Consider the following 17,313-nt stretch of genomic DNA (forward strand, 5'->3'; position numbering starts at 1 on the left):
ACTCAGTGCTCTTGCTGGAGGTCCCGCTCGGCGACGATGGCCACCGCGGCGCCGTTGTCGAGCTTCAGTTGCCCGGAAGTCACTACCTGCTCGCCGCCCTCCAGGCCTTCGAGCACCACCGCCAGGCCTTCGCGGCGTTCGCCGATCCTGACGAAGCGGCGCTCGACGACCCGTTGCGGCTGGCCCTTGTCGTCCTTCGACACCTGGCCCTGCTCGTCCTTCTTCTGCCCGACGACGTAGATCGAGTCGCCGTAGAGGGTGAAGGTGATCGCCGTCTCCGGCACCACGACGCGTTGTTCCTCGCCAGGCAACATCACCTCGAGGTTGGCGAACATGCCCGGCAGCAGCTTGCCGTCCGGGTTCTCCAGGGCGGCGCGGACCTGCAGGTTGCGGGTCTCGTTGTCGACCTTGGGGTTGATGGCGGCGATCTCGGCGTCGAACACCTGGCCGGGGTAGGCGGAGACCCGGACCTTCACCAACTGGCCGCGGCTGAGCAGGGGGAAGTCCTGCTCGGGCAGGTGGAAATCCAGGAGCAGGGTGGAGAGGTCCTGCAAGGTGGCGATCGGCGTCCCGGGCGAGACGTAGTCGCCGACGTCCACCTGGCGGATGCCGATGGTCCCGGCGAAGGGCGCGAGCACGCGCTTCTTCGCCAGTGCCGCCTTCAGCTCGGCGACGGTGGCGCTGGTCTTGGCCCACTGCGCGGCGAGGCGGTCGAATTCGCTTTTCGAGATGGCCTTGCTGCCGATCAGTTCGCGGCCGCGCTGGTACTCGGCCCTGGCCAGGCCGAGATCGGCCTCGGCAGTGCGCAGGGTGGCTTCCTCGACGTCGCTTTCCAACTGGATCAGCGGTTGGTCCAGCTTCACCTGGTCGCCGGAAAGGAACAGTACGTCGCGTACCGTGCCGGAGACTTCGGCGGTTAGGGTCACGCCCTGGAACGCCTTGAGGCTGCCGATGGCTGGCAGGCGGCTCTGCCAGGGACGCTGTTCGGCCAGGCTGGCGGTCACGCTGATCGGCGGTTTCGGTGCGCTGAAAAGGGCGATCTGCTGACGGATGGAGTAGACCTTGTAGCCGGCGAGAATCGCCACCACGGCGATCACCGCGGCGAGCATGATCAACATGCGGCGGAGCAACATAATCCTGGTCCCTGGTATGCCGAGAGCGCCCCGTTTCGGGGCGAATCCGACACATTACGTGCAGCTTTCAAGGCTTGTCAAAGCACAGGATTGGCGAAAGATTTCAAGCGTGTTGCAGGTCGCTTCCGACTGCCTGGCGGTTGGTGCAGCGCTCTCAGGCCAGGTGCAGGTGGTTGTCCCAGAGGCCGGAAGGCAGCTCCAGCGGTTGCGCGGCGATGCGCTCGCCCTGGCAGTCGTAGAAGCGGCAACGGCCCTGCCCGGAGGTGACGACGAAGCCGTTCTTCACCGCGCCCACGCCGGCGCAGTCCGGCAACGGCGCGTCGAGGCGCACGGCACCGCTGTCCAGGTCCCAGATGAAGAACCGGTTGCCGCGCGGGGCGGTCAGGGCCACCAGGCGCAGGTCGTCGTGGATCGCCACGCTGGCGGTGTACTGGGCCATCGCCAGGCGCTGCTCCTCGGCCACCGGGAAGGCTTCGAAGGGGCGGCCGGGGCGCTTGATCGCCAGCAGGTCGGCATGTTCGTGGGCATCGCCCATGAACTGCTGGCCGGCGACGATGGTGCCGTCGCGACCGATCGCCAGGTGGCGGACGCTGTTCATCTGCTGCGCCAGGGTTTCCTTGGACAGCAGGTTGCCGTCGCGGCGCATCAGCACCAGGCTGGGCTCCATGGCGTCGAGGTTCATCTCGACCCGGCTTTCCGCCTCGGTGCGAATGCCGCCGTTGGCCACTACCAGGGTCTCGCCGTCGGGCATCCAGGAAACCTGGTGCGGCCCGAGGCCGTGAGTAGAGATCTCGCCGCTGTGCTGCAGTCGCTCGCCGTCGAAACGGTAGACGCCGAGCACGCCGCGACCGGGATCGGTAGTGTCGTTCTCGGTGGCGTAGAGCCATTCGCCGCTCTGGTGGAACACGCCGTGGCCGTAGAAGTGGCGGTCTTTCTGCGAGACCAGGGTCTGCAGCAGGCGACCGTCGTTCAGGTCGATCAGGTAGCTTTCGGTGCCTGGCCGGCGGGCGACGAACAGCGCCAGCGGCAGGCTCGGGTGCTGGACGATGTCATGGCAGCGCTGGGCCACGCGGGTGGCGAACTGGCACTTGCCGTCCAGGCGGTAGCCCACCGCGTAATGCTGGCCATCGGCGTCGTCGCGCGCCGACAGCACCAGCGGTTGGCTACCCTGGCGGCTGAAGCTCCAGCCGCCGAAGGACAAAGCGCCGAGCAGCAGGCTGCCCAGGCCGATCACATGACGTCGCAGCATGGTGCCGACCTCAGTCGCCATCGTTGGCGTTGAAGCCCAGTTGCACGCCGAGGGCGCGGGCCAGGTCGCCTTCGTGCAGGCGGTGGACCACGTTCAGGCTGTCATAGAGGGCGTTGAGCTGGTTGCGCCCGTCTTCGCTGGCGAGCAGTTCGGAGAGCGGTTTCTGTTCCAGCGCCGCCAGCTTCGCGTGGCTGTCGGCGTAGGCGGCGTCGATCTTGCCGGCCAGGGCCTTCTGTTCGGCCGGCAGCAGGGTCTTCAGGCCCTTGCCGTCGATACCTTCCCAGAGCGCCTGGGCGCCGCTCAGGCTGGCGTCCAGGCTGGCCAGCGAGGCGTTGCTGCGCCAGGCCTCGGCCTGGTAGGGCTGGGGAATGCCCTTGCTCTGCCGGCCCAGCGGAGTACCGAGTTTCTTCTTCAGCATGTCCAGGGCGGTGACCTGGACCCGCAGCAGCTCGGCGATCGCCTCGTGGGCGTCGGCATAGCGGTCGTTGGGGAACTTGCTCATCTGGGTGAGCATGCCGCCGTCGTTCTTCCAGCGCGCCAGGATGTCCTGGGCCAGTTGCTGCTGGTGGGTGCCGATGGCTTCCAGCAACGGGCAATAGCGGGCCTTGGTGGCGGCGTCGGCGAGGTCGATCTTGCTGTCGAAGAGGATGTATTCGTAGGCGGAGAGCCCCTGCACCACCACGCTGGCCTTGGCCAGGGCCGCGGCGTCGACCTGCGGGTTGTTCTTCAGCAACTGTTCGACCTGGCGCCCGACCAGGTCCTTCTTGTCCGGCCAGAACTGCACCTGCCAGGCGCGGTTGCCCTCGGCCAGCGGGCCGATCAGCAGCGGTTGCAGCTCGGCCCAGGCCTTCTGCGCGGCGTGGAACGCGTCGCGGGCCTTGGCCAGGTCTTCCTTGCCCTGGCAGTAGGCCAGGGCGCTGCTGGCCAGGGCCTGGTCGGCCTCCACCCAGCGGCTGTAGGTCGGCAGGATCACCTGTTGCGCCAGGGCGGCACTGGTGACGGCCTGCGGGTCTTGCGGCGAACAGGCGCCGAGGGCGATGGCGAGGCTGGTCAAGAGCAGTCGTGGGCGGAACATGTGGGCTCCTCAGAGTGAATTCAGGAAGGCCAGCAGGGCGCTGCGCTGGTCGGCGTCGAAGCCGAGCACGTGCCGCTTGGCCGCTTCGGCTTCGCCGCCGTGCCAGAGGATCGCCTCCAGCAGATTGCGGGCGCGCCCGTCGTGGAGGAACTGGGTGTGACCGTTGACCGTTTCGGTCAGGCCGATGCCCCATAGCGGCGGGGTTCGCCAGTCCCGCCCGCTGGCGAGAAATTCCGGGCGATTGTCCGCCAAGCCGTCGCCCATGTCATGCAGCAACAGGTCGGAATAGGGACGAATCCGTTGGTTGGCCAGCTCCGGCTCGCTGGCGTCGGAACCGGTAGTGAAGGCGGGAACGTGGCAGGCCACGCAGTTGGCCTGGGCGAACAGGCGCTTGCCGGCCAGCACCTGCGGGTCGTCCACCTTGCGCCGCGCCGGGACCGCCAGGTTGCGGCTGTAGAACAGCACCTGGGCGAAGATGTTGTCGCTGACTTCCGGCTCGCCGCCGTCGGGCGCCCGGCGGCACTCGACCTGGGCGGCGCTGCAGTCGTCGTGGGGCAGCAGGCTGCTGGTCAGGCCCATGTCGTTGGCGAAGGCGTGCGCGTTCTGCTGCGGGATATCCGGCTGGCCGGCCTTCCAGCCGAAGCGGCCGAGCGCGGTGCGCTGCCGCGCGGCATCCCAGACCTGGTTGGCGCGCCCGCGGATACCGTCGCCGTTGCGGTCGTCCGGATCGGCATTGGCCAGGATCGCCTCTTCGGGAATCGCCTCGAGCAGGCCGAGCCCGATCATCGGCGGGGCGACGCGGGCGGAAAACATCGTCTGCGGATGCATCGGCCCATAGCCGAGCTGGCTGATCCGCAGGATCGGCTTGCGCAGTTCGACCTCGGTGCCGTCCTCGAACCTCACCTTCAGCGGCTCGTAGTCCATCCGCACCTTGCCTTCCGGGGCGACGCCGGGAATGCCGACGTCCTGCAACTGGCCGCCGTAGGTCGGCTCGGGAATCACCCCCTGGTGCAATAGGGTCTTGCCGTCCGCAGGGCCGGCCGGGATCGACAGGCGTACCAGCATCGACACCGCGCTGACCGCGTCCGCTCCCGGCGGGTGGCCGCGGCCGTCCTTAACATGGCAGTTCTGGCAGGCGTTGGTATTGAACAGCGGTCCCAGACCGTCGCGCGCGGTGGTGGAGGAAGGGGCGATGACCCAGGGGTTGCGGAAGAAACTGTTGCCCACGCTGAAGTCCAGGCGCCGGCTCGGGGCGAGGTTGGCGGAGGGCAGGGAGAAGGCGTTGCGGTCGCTTTGCAGCACCGTGGTCGCGCCCCCGGACAGGTGTTCACCGGGCTCGGCGCGCAGCGGTTCGTCGTCGGCGCCGCATCCGCCCAGAAGGAGCGCCGTCAGGAGACAGGCGAGCGGCATGGAAGGTGACGGCAACGACATCGGCGAACATCCCGGACTGCGTGGAAACAGCCCGCAAGCTTACCAGTTGGAGCTAATCAAAATAAGAGGGATTTGCGTTTGTAAAGGCCCGCGAAGTCCGCTTTCGAGGCCCTGAAACGCAGCGTGCGGCCATGGGCCGCACGCTGTTGGCGCAGGAAGGAATCAGAACTCGTGGTCGGCGTTGTCCGGCTTCAGGTCCTGGATACCCAGCTTGCCCGCGGCCTGCTCGATGGCGCCGGTCTGCTTGACCAGGGCGGCGATGGCGTCGCGGATCTTCTGCTGGCCGTCCTTGTTGTCCGGAGCGATCATCTGGTCGAAGTGCACGCCATCCTTCTCGGCGCTGTCGACGATGGCCTGCAGCTTGGCCTCGGTGTCGGCCAGGTCGGCCTTCAGGGTGTCGTTGGCGGCGGCGTCGGCCTTGGCGACCAGGTCGGCCAGGCTCGGGCCCTTGACCACGCTGCCGTCGATGCGCTTGTACTCGCCGAGGTAGATGTTGCGGATGCTCTTGCCGTTGAAGAACAGGGTGTGGTGGGTGTCGTCGCTGAAGCAGTCGTGCTCGTCTTCGGTGGAGTTGGCCTCCAGCGCGACCTTCATGCGCTCGCCGGCCAGTTCGCCGAGGGACAGGCTGCCCATGCCGAAGAACATCTTGCGCAGGCCGGTATCCACCGGTTCGGCCTCCAGCTTGGCGCGGTAGTTGTCGGCGACGCCGGCTTTCCACTGTCCGGCCATGTATTCGAGGTCGCTGACCAGCAGGTCGGTGACGGCCTTCAGGTAGGCGGCGCGACGGTCGCAATGGCCGCCGGTGCAGTCCTTGCCCTGGGCATAGTCGGTGGCGGGACGGTTGCCGGCGCCCGGACCGGTGCCGTTCAGGTCCTGGCCCCAGAGGAGGAACTCGATGGCGTGGTAGCCGGTGGCGACGTTGGCTTCGGAACCGCCCAGCTCGTTCAGGCTGGCCAGTTTCTCGCCGGTGATTTCCTTGACGTCGATCTTGTCTTCGCCGACCTGGATCTCGGTGTTGGCGACGATGTTGGCGGTGGCGCCGGGGTTGCCCAGGGCGTGCTGGTAGTCCTTGGCGACATAGTCGATCAGGCCTTCGTCCAGCGGCCAGGCGTTAACCTGTCCTTCCCAGTCGTCGATGATCGCGTTGCCGAAGCGGAAGGCTTCGCTCTGGGAGTAAGGGGTACGAGCGGCGAACCAGGCTTCCTTGGCGGCTTTCAGGGTCTCCGCGTCAGGCTTGGCGAGGAACGCGTCGATGGCTTTCTGCAGGTCCTTGGCGGTGCTCAGGGCATCGGCGAAGGTGGCTTCGGCGAGGTCCGCGTAGTTCTTGATCACTGCCTTGGCGGCGGCCTCGTCGACCTTGGCGGCCGGGGCGGCGGCGGGCGCGGCGGGCTGCGTGCTGGCCGCCGGTGTTGCGGGCGCTTCGGCTTTCTTGTCGTCGCCGCAGCCGGCGAGGGAGATGGCGAGGGCCAGCAGACTGGCGGTGGCCAGGGGCATACGAGTCATGGCGGATTCCTTTGCTTTATTGGTGGCGTGCCGAAGCGGCGTGCGCTTGTCGGAAACACCCGCGAGGGCGTTAAAAAACCGCCACATAATGCGAAAGATTTGCATTTTTGAAAAGGGCGCAGCGTGATCGCCGTCGTGCCTGGACATGTCGGGCGCAGCTAGAATGCCAGTATCTTCGTCCGGAGCTCCGTCTATGAGTCTGACCGCTATCGCTTTCTGGGTTGTCCTGCTGCTGCTCGCCGGCTACGCGGTGGTGCTCTACAACGGCCTGGTACGGCTGAAGCACGCCGTGGGCAAGGCCTGGGCCAACATCGACGTGCTCCTCAAGCAGCGCCATGACGAGCTGCCGAAGCTGGTCGAGGCCTGCAAGCAATACATGCAGCACGAGCGCGCCACCCTGGAGCGGGTCATCGCCGCCCGCAACGCCGTCGCCAGCGCCCGCGAGCGCGCCGACGTGAATGCCCTGGGCAAGGCCGAGAGCGGCCTGCGCGCCGGCCTGGGGCAGCTCTTCGCGCTGGCCGAGAACTACCCGCAGCTCAAGGCCAACGAAAGTTTCCAGTTCCTTTCCCAGCGCATCAGCGGCCTGGAGAACGGGATCGCCGATCGCCGCGAGCTGTACAACGAGGCGGTGAACCTGAACAACGTGCGCATCGAGCAATTTCCCGACCTGCTGATCGCCCGTGTCGCTGGCTTCAAGGCCGCCGAGCTGTTGCAGTTCAGCGAGGCGGAGAAGGCCGACGTCGATCTCAAGGCCCTGTTCGGCTGAGATGGACTTCGACCTGCGCTGGCTGTTCATCGCCGCCAGCCTGGGGCTCTGCGCCTGGGCCGGCTGGCAGTTCGTGCGCCGCCTTGCCCGGGCGCGCCTGCTCGGCGACGTACCGACCTCGCGGATCCGTTCGGCGGCGCAGGGTTTCGTCGAACTCTACGGGGTGCTCGAGGAGGGCCCGGAAGGCCCGCTGCAGGCTCCCTTGACTGGCAAGCCATGCCTGTGGTGGCGCTACCGCATCGAAGTCGAGGAAAAGCGCAGCGGCCGTGAGAAGGCCTGGCGCACCGTCGACAAAGGTGCCAGCGAGTCGCCATTCGGCTTGCGCGATGCCACCGATGCCTGCCTGGTCGACCCACGCGGCGCCGAGGTGCGACCCTTGACCCAGCAGCGCTGGGAGGCTTTTCGCGAAGCACCGATCGATACCCTGCGACTGCTGGAGAGCTTCGGCACCCTGGTCGGCGGAGAGCGGCTCTACCGCTACACCGAGGAGCGCCTGCACGCCGGCGAGCCGCTCTATGCGCTGGGCGAATTCCGCAGCAGCGGTGGCGGTCGCCAGGGACTCGATGCCGAACGGGCGCAGGGTGCGGTCATCCGTGAATGGAAGGGCGATTTCCACGGGCTGCTGGCGCGCTTCGACAGCGACGGCAACGGCGAGCTGGACGAGCGCGAATGGAACCGGGTGCGCCTGGCGGCACGGCTGGAGGCCGAGGACCGGCATCGGGCAAGCAGCGCCGCGCCGACCCGCCACCAGCTCGGCAAGCCGGGGGAGGCGCATCCCTTCATTCTCTCCAGCCAGGGCGAGGACGATCTCGCCGTGCAACTGCGCCGCCAGGCGGCGGGGGCCGCGTTGCTCTGCCTGGGCAGCGCGCTATTGGCGGGCTGGCTGTTCAGCCGCCTGTTCTGATCAGGGCCGTTCGCTGCTGGTGGCCTGGCTCAGGCGCCGCGCCTGCTTGAGGTACTGGGTCAGCTCCCTGGCCGGCAGCGGCTTGCTGTACAGGTAGCCCTGACCTTCGTTGCAACCTTCGGCGATGATGTACGCCTCCTGCTCGGCGGTTTCCACGCCCTCGGCGATCACCTGCATGCCCAGGCTCTTGCCGAGCTGGATGATGGCGCGAACGATGGTCGCGTCGTCCTCGTCCTGCAGCAGGTCCTGGACGAAACTCTTGTCGATCTTGATCTTGTCCAGCGGCAGGCTCTTCAGGTAGCTCAGCGAGGAATAGCCGGTGCCGAAATCGTCGATGGCGATCAGCGCGCCGGCGCGGCGCAGGCTGAGGAGGTGCTGGGCGGCAGTGGAGATGTCCTCCATCAGGCCGGTCTCGGTGACTTCCAGCTCCAGGCTGCGCGCCGGCAGGCGGTAGACCTGCAGCAGGTTGCTGACCACCCGTGGCAGGGCGTTGTGGTGGAGCTGCACGGTGGAAAGATTGACCGCCATGCGCAGGTCGTCGAAGCCCTGGTCGTGCCATTCGCGCAATTGCCGGCAGGCCTGGTCGAGCACCCACTCGCCGATGCTGAAGATGCTGCCGTTCTGTTCCGCCAGCGGGATGAACAGGTCCGGCGGGACGAAGCCGTGCAACGGATGTTGCCAGCGCAGCAGCGCCTCGACGCCGACCACGCGGTGGTCGCGGTAGTCCACCTGCGGCTGGTAGACGAGGTGCAGCTCGTGGCGCTGCAGGGCGTCGCGCAGGTCCTTTTCCAGTTCCCGGCGGCGACGCATCTCGCTGTCCACGCTGGCGATGTAGAACTGGTAGCGGTTGCGCGAGCGGGTCTTGGCCAGGGTCATGGTCTGCTCGGCCTTCTGCAGCAGTTTCTCCGTGGTCTCGCCGTCCTCGGGGAACAGGGTGATACCGATGGTGGCGCGGAGGCGCACCTCGTGCTGGTCGATCTCGAACGGCGCTTCCAGGCCGTCGAGGATGCTCTGCGCCAGTTCGGCCGCCTCGTAGGGTTGCTCGATGTCGGCCTGGACCAGGGCGAACTGGTCGCCGCCCAGGCGCGCCAGCGAACCGAGCCGCGCGCTGTACCCGCGCAGGCGGTCGGCGAGGGCGATCAGCAACTGGTCGCCGAGCTGGTAGGTGTACTGCTCGTTGATCCCCTTGAAATCGTCGAGGCCCAGGCACAGCACTGCCACCCGGCGCTGCTGGCGGCCGGCGCCGTCGAGGATCTGGTCGAGTTGCTGTTGCAGCAACTGGCGGTTCGGCAGGCCGGTGAGGAAGTCGTACTGGGAAATGCGCAGCAGGTTGTCTTCGGCCTCGCGGCGCAGGTGGCTGTTGCTTTCGATCGAGGCGAGCAACTGGTTGGCGGTGGTCACCCAGAGCCCCAGCTCGTTGCGTTCGTGCCCCTTGAGCAGCGGCAACTGGTGCTGGCTGGGGCGGTCGGGATTGATGCTGACCAGGTGCTCGATGATCTTCGACAGTGGCTTGGTCAGCATCCAGTGGTAGACCAGGAACAGCACCAGGCCCATGGCCAGGGCGCGGAGAATGCCGGAGATGAAGATGATTTCCGAAGTGGTGACGAAGTTCTCGCCGTAGGGCGCGGTGTCCAGGGTGATCTTCAGGTCGCCGTAGTATTCGCTATAGGGCGGGCGGCCGATCAGTCGAATGCTGAAGGTGCGTTCCTGGCCGAGGATCGGGTCGGTCAGCCAGCGCGTCGGCAGGTCCAGCAGCGGTCTGGATTTCTCCGCCAGCATCGGCTCGCCGGGATGGCCGATGCTCGCCTGGCGCACCGCCTCGTGCTGGAACAGGCCTTCGAGGACCTGCATCGCCATTTCCCGGTCGAGGCTGTAGACCGCCTGGGTGGAAGGGTCGCGGACCATCGCGAGGATGCGTTGGGCGTCGCTGCTCACCGCCTGCTTGGCCTTGTAGGCGTCGAAGACGATCTGCGCGCAACTGAGCACTACGCCAACGGCCAGCGCCGCCAGTAGCACGACACGCAGCAGCTTGAGCGAGAGGCTGTGTCGGGAGTCCAGTTTCAAGGGGCCTTCCTTGTTCGTCGCCAGGGCGAAAGACAAGCCGGTAGGAAGAGCTTGTTTACCTCAAGAGGCTATCACGAGCGAAGGTCTACCAGTTCCTGAGGGTAGACGATGGCTCCTGGACCGCAGATTAAAACGAAAAAGCCCGGCGAATGCCGGGCTTTTTCGTGGTTCTGATCAGACTCAGGCAGCGAAATTCTTCGCTACGAAGTCCCAGTTGACCAGGTTCCAGAACGCCTCGACGTACTTCGGACGCAGGTTGCGGTAGTCGATGTAGTAGGCGTGTTCCCACACGTCGCAGGTCAGCAGCGGGGTGTCGCCGCTGGTCAGCGGGTTGCCGGCACCGATGGTGCTGGCCAGGGCCAGGGAGCCGTCGGCCTTCTTCACCAGCCAGCCCCAGCCGGAACCGAAGGTGCCGACGGAAGTCTTGGTGAACTCTTCCTTGAACTTGTCGAAGGAGCCGAAGGCGGCGTTGATGGCGTCGGCCAGGGCGCCGGTGGGCTGGCCACCGCCGTTCGGGCTCAGGCAGTTCCAGTAGAAGGTGTGGTTCCACACCTGGGCGGCGTTGTTGAAGATGCCGCCGGAGGAGCTCTTGACGATCTCTTCGAGGCTCTTGCCTTCGAACTCGGTGCCCGGGATCAGGTTGTTCAGGTTCACCACGTAGGTGTTGTGGTGCTTGTCGTGGTGGTATTCCAGGGTTTCTGCGGAAATGTGCGGCTCAAGGGCGTTCTTTTCGTAAGGCAGCGGCGGCAATTCGAAAGCCATGGTGTCTCTCCTATTCTTCCTCAGGTCAGGACTGGCGCGGCTAGCGCGCGACCGGTTCACGGGGCCGGTCCGATGCCTGTCCGGGAGCCCGTCCTGGATCCCCGGGGGGACGTTCGGCGGAGCGCTCCGGAAAGGGCGCCGGGTGCGACTCGGAGCCTAGGCTCCCAGTGCCGCGAACTCCGGATCATAGCACCCGTGTCGGGGCATATCCACGCAGCAACTGTAGGGGCAAAGGCCGGCGGCGGCGCGCTGCGACGGGCTTCTGCAAGCTCGCCGGCGAACACCGCCGCATTCTCTCTGGACTGCCTGGCGGCGCGAGGGTTCGCTCGGGAAGAGGGAAACCGCGTTATCCCCGGAACAGCAGTTGCGCGGCCATGCCCAGCATCATGGCCGCCACCATCAGGTCGAGCAGGCGCCAGGTGGCCGGGCGCGCCAGCCAGGGGGCCAGCCACGCCGCGCCGAGGGCGAGGGCGAAGAACCACATCAGCGAGGCGCTGGCCGCGCCGAGGGCATAGGCGCCCGGCGCGGCCTGCTGGGCGCCAAGCGAACCGATCAGAAGTACGGTATCGAGATAGACGTGGGGGTTGAGCAGGGTGACCGCCAGTGCCGCCAGAAGCACCGCCTTGCGCGAGCGTGGCCCGGTTTCCGCGGCGTTGCCGAGGGCGTCCGGGCGCAACGCGCGAAGCAGCGCCTTGAGCCCGTACCAGGTCAGGAAGGCGATCCCGCCCCAGCGGGCGATGGCCAGCAGCGTCGGGTTTTCCAGCAGCAGCTTGGCCAGGCCGAACACGCCGAGGCTGACCAGCACCGCGTCGCAGAACACGCAGAGCGCGGCCACCGAGAGGTGATGCTCGCGGCGCAGGCTCTGCGCGAGGACGAAGGCATTCTGCGCGCCGATGGCGATGATCAGGCCGGCAGCCACCAGGATGCCGTTGAGATAGCTCTGCCACATGTCAGTGTGCCTCCGCCGCCAGCCGCTGGAGCACGGCGAGGGCGCGCCGGCCCTCGTCGCGGGCGACGAACAGGTGGTCGTGGAAATAGCCGGCCATCACGTTGCAACTGATCCCGGCTTCGGCCAGCGCCGTGGCGAAGGCGGCGGTCAGGCCCACTGCCGCCAGCGAGGAGTGCACCGTCAGGGTGATCCAGGCCGCCACGTATTCGTAGGGCAGGCCCAGGCGTTCGGCCTGCCGGCGTTCGAGCACCAGGGTCAGGCCCTCGCGCTCGCGGAAGCTGGCGAGCGGCTCGGTGCCGTTCGGCAGCGCGCCATCGGCGCAGGTACAGAACACATAGTCGCCGGGATTGAGTTCGGGAGTGAGCGTGCGCAGCAGGGTGCGCAGCGAGGTTTCGCCAGCCATGGTCGGTCCGCGTCGGGTGGATCGGAAAAGTGCTGGCGAGTGTGGCCGCGGGCGGTTTATAAGGAAAACGAATCCTGCTGATCTCTCATTAGGAAAACTGATTTTGTTCGACTACAAGTTGCTCGCCGCGCTGGCCGCGGTGGTGGAGCAGGGCGGTTTCGAGCGCGCCGCACAGGCGCTGGGGCTGTCGCAATCGGCGGTATCGCAGCGGATCAAGCTGCTCGAGGCGCGGGTCGGCCAGCCGGTCCTGGTGCGCGAGACGCCGCCGCATCCCACCGATCTCGGGCGCCGCCTGCTCAACCATGTGCAGCAGGTGCGGCTGCTGGAGGGCGACCTGCAGCGCTGGGTGCCGAACCTGGATGAAGGCGGTGCCCCGGAACGCCTGCGCATCGCTCTCAACGCCGATAGCCTGGCGACCTGGTGGGCCGCCGCGGTGGGCGATTTCTGCGCCGAGCGGCGGGTGCTGCTGGACCTTGTGGTGGAGGACCAGGAGGTCGGGCTCAAGCGCATGCGCGCGGGCGAGGTGGCCGGCTGCGTCTGCGGTAGCGCGCGGCCGGTGGCCGGCGCGCGTTCGCTGCTGCTCGGAGCCATGCGTTATCGCGGCCTGGCCAGCCCGGATTTCATTGCCCGGCACTTTCCCCGCGGGGTCGAGGCGGCCGCCCTGGCCGGCGCGCCGGCGATCGTGTTCGGCCCGGACGACCTGCTGCAACACCGCTTTCTCAAGGACCTCGGCGTCGAGGGCGGTTTCATCCACCACCTCTGCCCGTCCTCGGAAGGTTTCGTCCGCCTCACCGCCGGCGGTCTCGGCTGGGGCCTGGTGCCGGAGCGCCAGGTGCAAGGCGAGCTGGCGCGCGGCGAACTGGTCGAGTTGCTGCCCGGCCAGGTCATCGACGTACCCTTGTACTGGCACTACTGGCGCAACGGCGGCGAACTGCTCGCGTCGCTCACCGAGCACCTGCTCGCCCGCGCCGGCGACGGCTTGGTGCGGGTGTCAGGCTGATCAGCCGATGACGGTGATTCGTTCGGAGCCGGGCAACGATTCGACGCAGCGCGCGCCGAGCAACCGCGATGGCGTGAAGTAGCCGCCGGGACCCTGGTAGTCCAGCAGGTGGCGCACTGCCAGGAGCACGCCGTGCAGGGTCAGGTCGTACACGTTGGCCGTCTCCAGGCGCGCCGTGCGGCGTTCGCCGCGGGCGTTGCGCGCCTCGCCCCAGACCCAGGTGCGCAGGCGCTCGCGGGCCGCCTGGTCGGGGCCGGCGATGCGTTTGTCGACCTGTCCCTTGAGCCAGTCCTGGACCCGTTGCCGACCGAGCAACGGACGCAGCGGGTCGATCAGGCGCATGCCCAGGGCCAGCAGCGGCGGCGCCGGCAGGTAGACCTCGATGTCCGGGATGCCGGTGCTGTAGTAGGCGGTGGCCACGTCGCCCCAGGGAATCGTCACGGCGTGCCGCAGGCCGCGGCCGAAATCGATGTCGCGGCGCTTGTAGCCCAGGGGCACGTCGCGCAGGCGGCCATTCTCGCGGATCTTGCCGCCGAACTTGAGGCCTTCGACGCTGGTCTTCGCGGTTCCCGTCGAAAGCCCGCTGCCGGTGTCGAAGCCCAGCGCCAGCCGTTGCGCGTCCGGCAGCGCCTCCTTCAGGCAGGCGGCCAGGCAATCGGTGGGGATCACATCGAAGCCGACGCCCGGGCAGACCACGATGCCGGCCTCGCGGGCCTCGGCGTCGCCGGCGTGGGCCTGCTCGAACACCGCGATCTCTCCAGTGATATCCACGTAGTGGGTGCCGGTGGCGCGGCAGGCGGCGATCATCGGCGTGCTGGTGGCGGAGAACGGACCGGCGCAATGGGCCACCACCTTCACCTGGTCCAGGGCTTCGCGGCAGACCTGCGGATCCCCCAGGTCGAAGACCCGGCACTCCAGCCCGAGCTGGCTGCCGAGGGCGTGCAGGGCGGCCGGGTTGCGTCCGCCGAGGAGCGGCGTCAGGCCCTCGCGCTGCGCCTGTTCAGCGACCAGCCGGCCGGTGTAGCCGTTGGCGCCGTAGATCATCCAGTGACTGGCCATGGTGCGTCTCCCAGCGTGCAGGTGGCTTTCAGGTTAGACCTTGTAGCGCGCAGCGCCGCTTCTGTCGCCCAACGCAAGTCGTGCCGGCGGCCCGCAAGGTCGTTGTTCTGGCATGCTGTGCCAGTGGTGGCGCGGCTCCGGGTTGCTAGAGTCGCGGCACAAGAAGGACAACGGGAGAAACGCAATGCGGATTCTGGTAACGGGGGCGACGGGCTTCATCGGCGGGCGTTTCGCTCGCTTCGCCCTGGAGCAGGGCCTGTCGGTACGGGTCAGCGGTCGTCGTGCGGACGCGGTGGAGCATCTGGTGGCGCGGGGCGCCGAGTTCGTTCCCGGCGACCTCGCCGACCCGGCGCTGGTCCTGCGCCTCTGCGAGGATGTCGAGGCGGTGGTGCATTGTGCCGGCGCGGTCGGAGTCTGGGGGCCGCGCGAACGCTTCCTGGCGGCCAACGTCGGGCTTGCCGAGAGCGTCGTCGAGGCCTGCATGCGGCAAAAGGTGCGGCGCCTGGTGCATCTGTCGTCGCCGTCGATCTATTTCGACGGGCGCGACCACCTGGACCTGAACGAAGAGTACGTACCCCGGCGTTTTTCCGACCATTACGGGGCGACCAAGTACCAGGCCGAGCAACTGGTGCTCAGCGCCCGCGACCTGGGCCTGGAAGTGTTGGCACTGCGTCCGCGCTTCGTGGTCGGCGCCGGCGACACCAGCATCTTCCCGCGAATGATCCAGGCCCACCGCAAGGGACGCCTGCGGATCCTCGGCAACGGCCTGAACCGGGTCGACTTCACCAGCGTGCACAATCTCAACGACGCGCTGTTCAGTTGCCTGCTGGCCGGCGAGCCGGCGCTGGGCAAGGTCTACAACATCAGCAACGGGCAGCCGGTACCGTTCTGGGATGCGGTCAACTACGTGATGCGCCAGCTCGACCTGCCGTCGGTCGGCGGTCACCTGCCGTATGCCGTCGGCTATGGCCTGGCGGCGCTCAACGAAGGCGTCTGCCGGATCCTGCCGGGGCGCCCGGAGCCGGTGCTGTTCCGCCTGGGCATGGCGGTGATGGCGAAGAACTTCACCCTGGACATCAACCGCGCCCGCGAATACCTCGACTACGACCCGCGGGTCAGCCTGTGGACCGCGCTCGACGAGTTCTGCGCCTGGTGGCGCGCCCAGGGACTCTGATCAGCCGCGTAGCGGGCCGGCGTATTGTCGGCTCGGCGCCTGCGCGGGCAACAGGGAAGGTTCCGCCAGCGGCAGCGCGACCCCGCTGAGCCTGCCGAGGCGCTGTCCCAGCTCCCGCGTCGTCGCATCGCCGGAGCGGGCGCAGGCCGCCTGCATCGCGGCGACCGCGTCGCGTTGCTGGAAGTGGATATCCAGCGCCTGTTCCTCGCGCAGGCGTCGGCGCACGGCGCGCATGCAATCCAGCAAGGATTTGTTCAACTCCATGCATCCTCCGGCTCTCGAATCTGCCTGGCAAACCCCAGGCAAGCGACGTGCCATGCGGGCCGCGGGCCAGCGCCGGCGTGCGGGGCGGGGAACCGGCGGCGGCCCGCGGCGGTCTGTGCCGGACAGCGTTCGCTCCGTCTTGGGGCGCACGGCTTCGCGGTGGAGCGCCCCGGTCCGGCAATTTGCTTCGAGCAGACGCTGAAGGGGCGGGGCCGAACCGATATAATGCGCCATTCGGCCCTTTCTCCAGGCCTCCGGCAGGATGCCGTTCCCCTTCACAGGTTTTCACCATGCGTAACGATGCTTTCGACGAACTCGACGATGTGCCCAGCCTGACCACCGATGCTGCCGACCGTGATGAATTCGGCCACCACCCGCGGCACGTCTACGAACCGGAGCAGCGCCGGGTCGTCGACACCAAGGAGCGCCGTCCGGCCTCTACCGGCCCGCTCTGGGCCCTGCTCGGGGCGATGCTGATCGCCCTCGCCGGGGTGGGTTGGTGGAGCCACCAGCAAATCAGCCTGATGGAACAGCAGTTGGTGGCGACCCAGGAAAGCTTCGTAAGGATCAGCGAGGAAGCCGCCGGGCGCCTTGACGACATTCGCGGCAAGGTGGTCGCCAGCGAGTCCAGCGTCACCAGCGAACGCGAGGCGCTGCGCCTGCAGGTCAAGCAACTGCAGGAGAAACTCGGCAGCCAGGAACGCCAGCAGGCCGATGTGAGCAACCAGTTCGGCGGCCAGGGCAAACGCCTCGACCAACTGGCCAGCGATCTCAAGGCCCAGCAGGAAAGCGCGGCGCAACTGGTCGCGCAACTGGACGGCAAGCTGCAGACACTGGCCGCCGAACAGGAGAAGCTGAAAGCCCTGCAGGTCGAACTGGGCAAGACCAACGAGCAACTCAAGGCCCTCGGCGGCGATGTCGCGGCGCTGAAGAAGCAGGGCAACCCGAGCCAGACGATCAAAGGTATCCAGGACGACCTGCTGGTGTTGCGCAGCCAGCTCGACAATCGCCCGGCCCAGGGCGGTAATACCGCCGAGTTCGACGCCTTCCGCACCCAGGTGATGCGCAACATCAACACCCTCCAGGCCCAGGTGCAGAACCTGCAGCAGCAGCTCAATACCCGCTGACCCCTTGCGCCGCCAGCCGCCCCGTCGCACCGGGCGCTGGCGGCGACAGTTCGCCGCGCCCGGCGAAAATCCCCGCTTCCATTGCTCTGGATCAGCGAATCCGCTGCTCCTCCGCTCCGATACTGCGTCCTTAAGCGAGCCTTAAGTGAGAGTCGTTTAGATTCTCGATCACCGGCCAGGGAGGCCATTGGTCCCTTCCTCTGCCTGGAATCCGCCATGAGCGCATTGCAACCGTCCCGTTCCTACCGCATCACCGGTTATTCCCCCGCCATCAGCAACGGCTATCGCCAACGCCTGTTCTCCATGGGGCTTCTGCCCGGCGCGGCGCTGCGCGTGGTGCGCATCGCCCCGCTGGGCGACCCGGTCCAGGTCGAGACCCGCCAGACCAGCCTGGCGCTGCGGCGCAAGGACCTTGCCCTGCTGACCCTCGTCCCGCTCGACTGACCCCGC

17 protein-coding genes are annotated in these 17,313 nt (G+C 67.5%); 6 read left to right on the forward strand and 11 right to left on the reverse strand.

Annotation, left to right across the window (positions count from 1 at the left end; translation table 11 throughout):
* Positions 1–2: 2 nt before the first annotated feature.
* The 5 genes from mexV to AC4OR5_RS07550 all read right to left on the reverse strand — a co-directional run bounded on the left by mexV (position 3) and on the right by AC4OR5_RS07550 (position 6,391).
* A complete protein-coding gene (mexV, locus tag AC4OR5_RS07530) occupies positions 3–1,133 on the reverse strand; it encodes a multidrug efflux RND transporter periplasmic adaptor subunit MexV (RefSeq protein ID WP_058161127.1) in 1,131 nt (376 codons plus the stop codon).
* Between the two features lie 154 nt (positions 1,134–1,287).
* A complete protein-coding gene (locus AC4OR5_RS07535) occupies positions 1,288–2,382 on the reverse strand; it encodes a DUF1513 domain-containing protein (RefSeq protein WP_003094019.1) in 1,095 nt (364 codons plus the stop codon).
* A 10-nt stretch (positions 2,383–2,392) separates the two neighbouring features.
* Positions 2,393–3,457: an imelysin family protein gene (locus AC4OR5_RS07540; RefSeq protein WP_003094017.1), complete on the reverse strand. Its 1,065-nt coding sequence runs from the start codon at positions 3,455–3,457 to the stop codon at positions 2,393–2,395.
* Between the two features lie 9 nt (positions 3,458–3,466).
* Complete coding sequence (locus AC4OR5_RS07545) at positions 3,467–4,888, reverse strand: di-heme oxidoreductase family protein (protein WP_014603282.1); 1,422 nt, start codon at positions 4,886–4,888, stop codon at positions 3,467–3,469.
* A 162-nt stretch (positions 4,889–5,050) separates the two neighbouring features.
* On the reverse strand, positions 5,051–6,391 hold the full coding sequence (locus AC4OR5_RS07550; protein ID WP_003112765.1) for an imelysin family protein: 1,341 nt from the start codon (positions 6,389–6,391) through the stop codon (positions 5,051–5,053).
* Positions 6,392–6,584: 193 nt separating this feature from the next.
* On the opposite strand from AC4OR5_RS07550, the gene AC4OR5_RS07555 reads away from it, so the two are divergent.
* Together AC4OR5_RS07555 and AC4OR5_RS07560 are read left to right on the forward strand one after the other, a co-directional pair.
* The gene (locus AC4OR5_RS07555; protein WP_003094011.1) at positions 6,585–7,157 is read left to right on the forward strand and encodes a LemA family protein; all 573 of its coding nucleotides are present in this window, start codon (positions 6,585–6,587) and stop codon (positions 7,155–7,157) included.
* Position 7,158: 1 nt separating this feature from the next.
* Positions 7,159–8,061: a GIDE domain-containing protein gene (locus AC4OR5_RS07560; RefSeq protein WP_023107797.1), complete on the forward strand. Its 903-nt coding sequence runs from the start codon at positions 7,159–7,161 to the stop codon at positions 8,059–8,061.
* On the opposite strand, the gene bifA is transcribed toward AC4OR5_RS07560, so the two are convergent.
* The 4 genes from bifA to AC4OR5_RS07580 all read right to left on the reverse strand — a co-directional run bounded on the left by bifA (position 8,062) and on the right by AC4OR5_RS07580 (position 12,239).
* On the reverse strand, positions 8,062–10,125 hold the full coding sequence (gene bifA, locus AC4OR5_RS07565) for a cyclic-di-GMP phosphodiesterase BifA (protein WP_057391848.1): 2,064 nt from the start codon (positions 10,123–10,125) through the stop codon (positions 8,062–8,064).
* Positions 10,126–10,305: 180 nt separating this feature from the next.
* A complete protein-coding gene (gene sodB, locus AC4OR5_RS07570) occupies positions 10,306–10,887 on the reverse strand; it encodes a superoxide dismutase [Fe] (protein WP_003094005.1) in 582 nt (193 codons plus the stop codon).
* A gap of 346 nt (positions 10,888–11,233) precedes the next feature.
* The gene (locus tag AC4OR5_RS07575) at positions 11,234–11,836 is read right to left on the reverse strand and encodes a LysE/ArgO family amino acid transporter (protein ID WP_003094003.1); all 603 of its coding nucleotides are present in this window, start codon (positions 11,834–11,836) and stop codon (positions 11,234–11,236) included.
* A 1-nt stretch (position 11,837) separates the two neighbouring features.
* Entirely contained in the window at positions 11,838–12,239 is a 402-nt protein-coding gene (locus tag AC4OR5_RS07580) for an ACT domain-containing protein (protein ID WP_023435750.1), read from the reverse strand.
* A 97-nt stretch (positions 12,240–12,336) separates the two neighbouring features.
* Here AC4OR5_RS07580 and AC4OR5_RS07585 point away from each other — a divergent pair, with 97 nt between their 5' ends.
* Positions 12,337–13,239 carry a LysR family transcriptional regulator ArgP gene (locus tag AC4OR5_RS07585; RefSeq protein ID WP_073657809.1) on the forward strand — a complete coding sequence of 301 codons (903 nt, stop codon included), beginning with the start codon at positions 12,337–12,339 and terminating at the stop codon, positions 13,237–13,239.
* Here the strand turns inward: AC4OR5_RS07585 and AC4OR5_RS07590 are convergent, their stop codons facing one another.
* Positions 13,240–14,298, reverse strand: coding sequence for a saccharopine dehydrogenase family protein (locus tag AC4OR5_RS07590; protein ID WP_058161129.1), 1,059 nt, complete (start codon positions 14,296–14,298; stop codon positions 13,240–13,242). It abuts the gene before it with no gap.
* Between the two features lie 184 nt (positions 14,299–14,482).
* Between AC4OR5_RS07590 and AC4OR5_RS07595 the strand changes: the two genes are divergently transcribed.
* Entirely contained in the window at positions 14,483–15,472 is a 990-nt protein-coding gene (locus AC4OR5_RS07595) for an NAD-dependent epimerase/dehydratase family protein (RefSeq protein WP_058161130.1), read from the forward strand.
* Here the strand turns inward: AC4OR5_RS07595 and AC4OR5_RS07600 are convergent, their stop codons facing one another.
* On the reverse strand, positions 15,473–15,736 hold the full coding sequence (locus tag AC4OR5_RS07600) for a hypothetical protein (RefSeq protein WP_003093992.1): 264 nt from the start codon (positions 15,734–15,736) through the stop codon (positions 15,473–15,475).
* A gap of 290 nt (positions 15,737–16,026) precedes the next feature.
* On the opposite strand from AC4OR5_RS07600, the gene AC4OR5_RS07605 reads away from it, so the two are divergent.
* Both AC4OR5_RS07605 and feoA read left to right on the forward strand, forming a co-directional pair.
* Positions 16,027–16,863: an ATPase gene (locus AC4OR5_RS07605; RefSeq protein ID WP_003093989.1), complete on the forward strand. Its 837-nt coding sequence runs from the start codon at positions 16,027–16,029 to the stop codon at positions 16,861–16,863.
* A 216-nt stretch (positions 16,864–17,079) separates the two neighbouring features.
* Positions 17,080–17,307 carry a ferrous iron transporter A gene (gene feoA / locus AC4OR5_RS07610; RefSeq protein ID WP_003093986.1) on the forward strand — a complete coding sequence of 76 codons (228 nt, stop codon included), beginning with the start codon at positions 17,080–17,082 and terminating at the stop codon, positions 17,305–17,307.
* Positions 17,308–17,313: the final 6 nt, after the last annotated feature.

Source organism: Pseudomonas sp. YA1 (genome assembly GCF_058680555.1).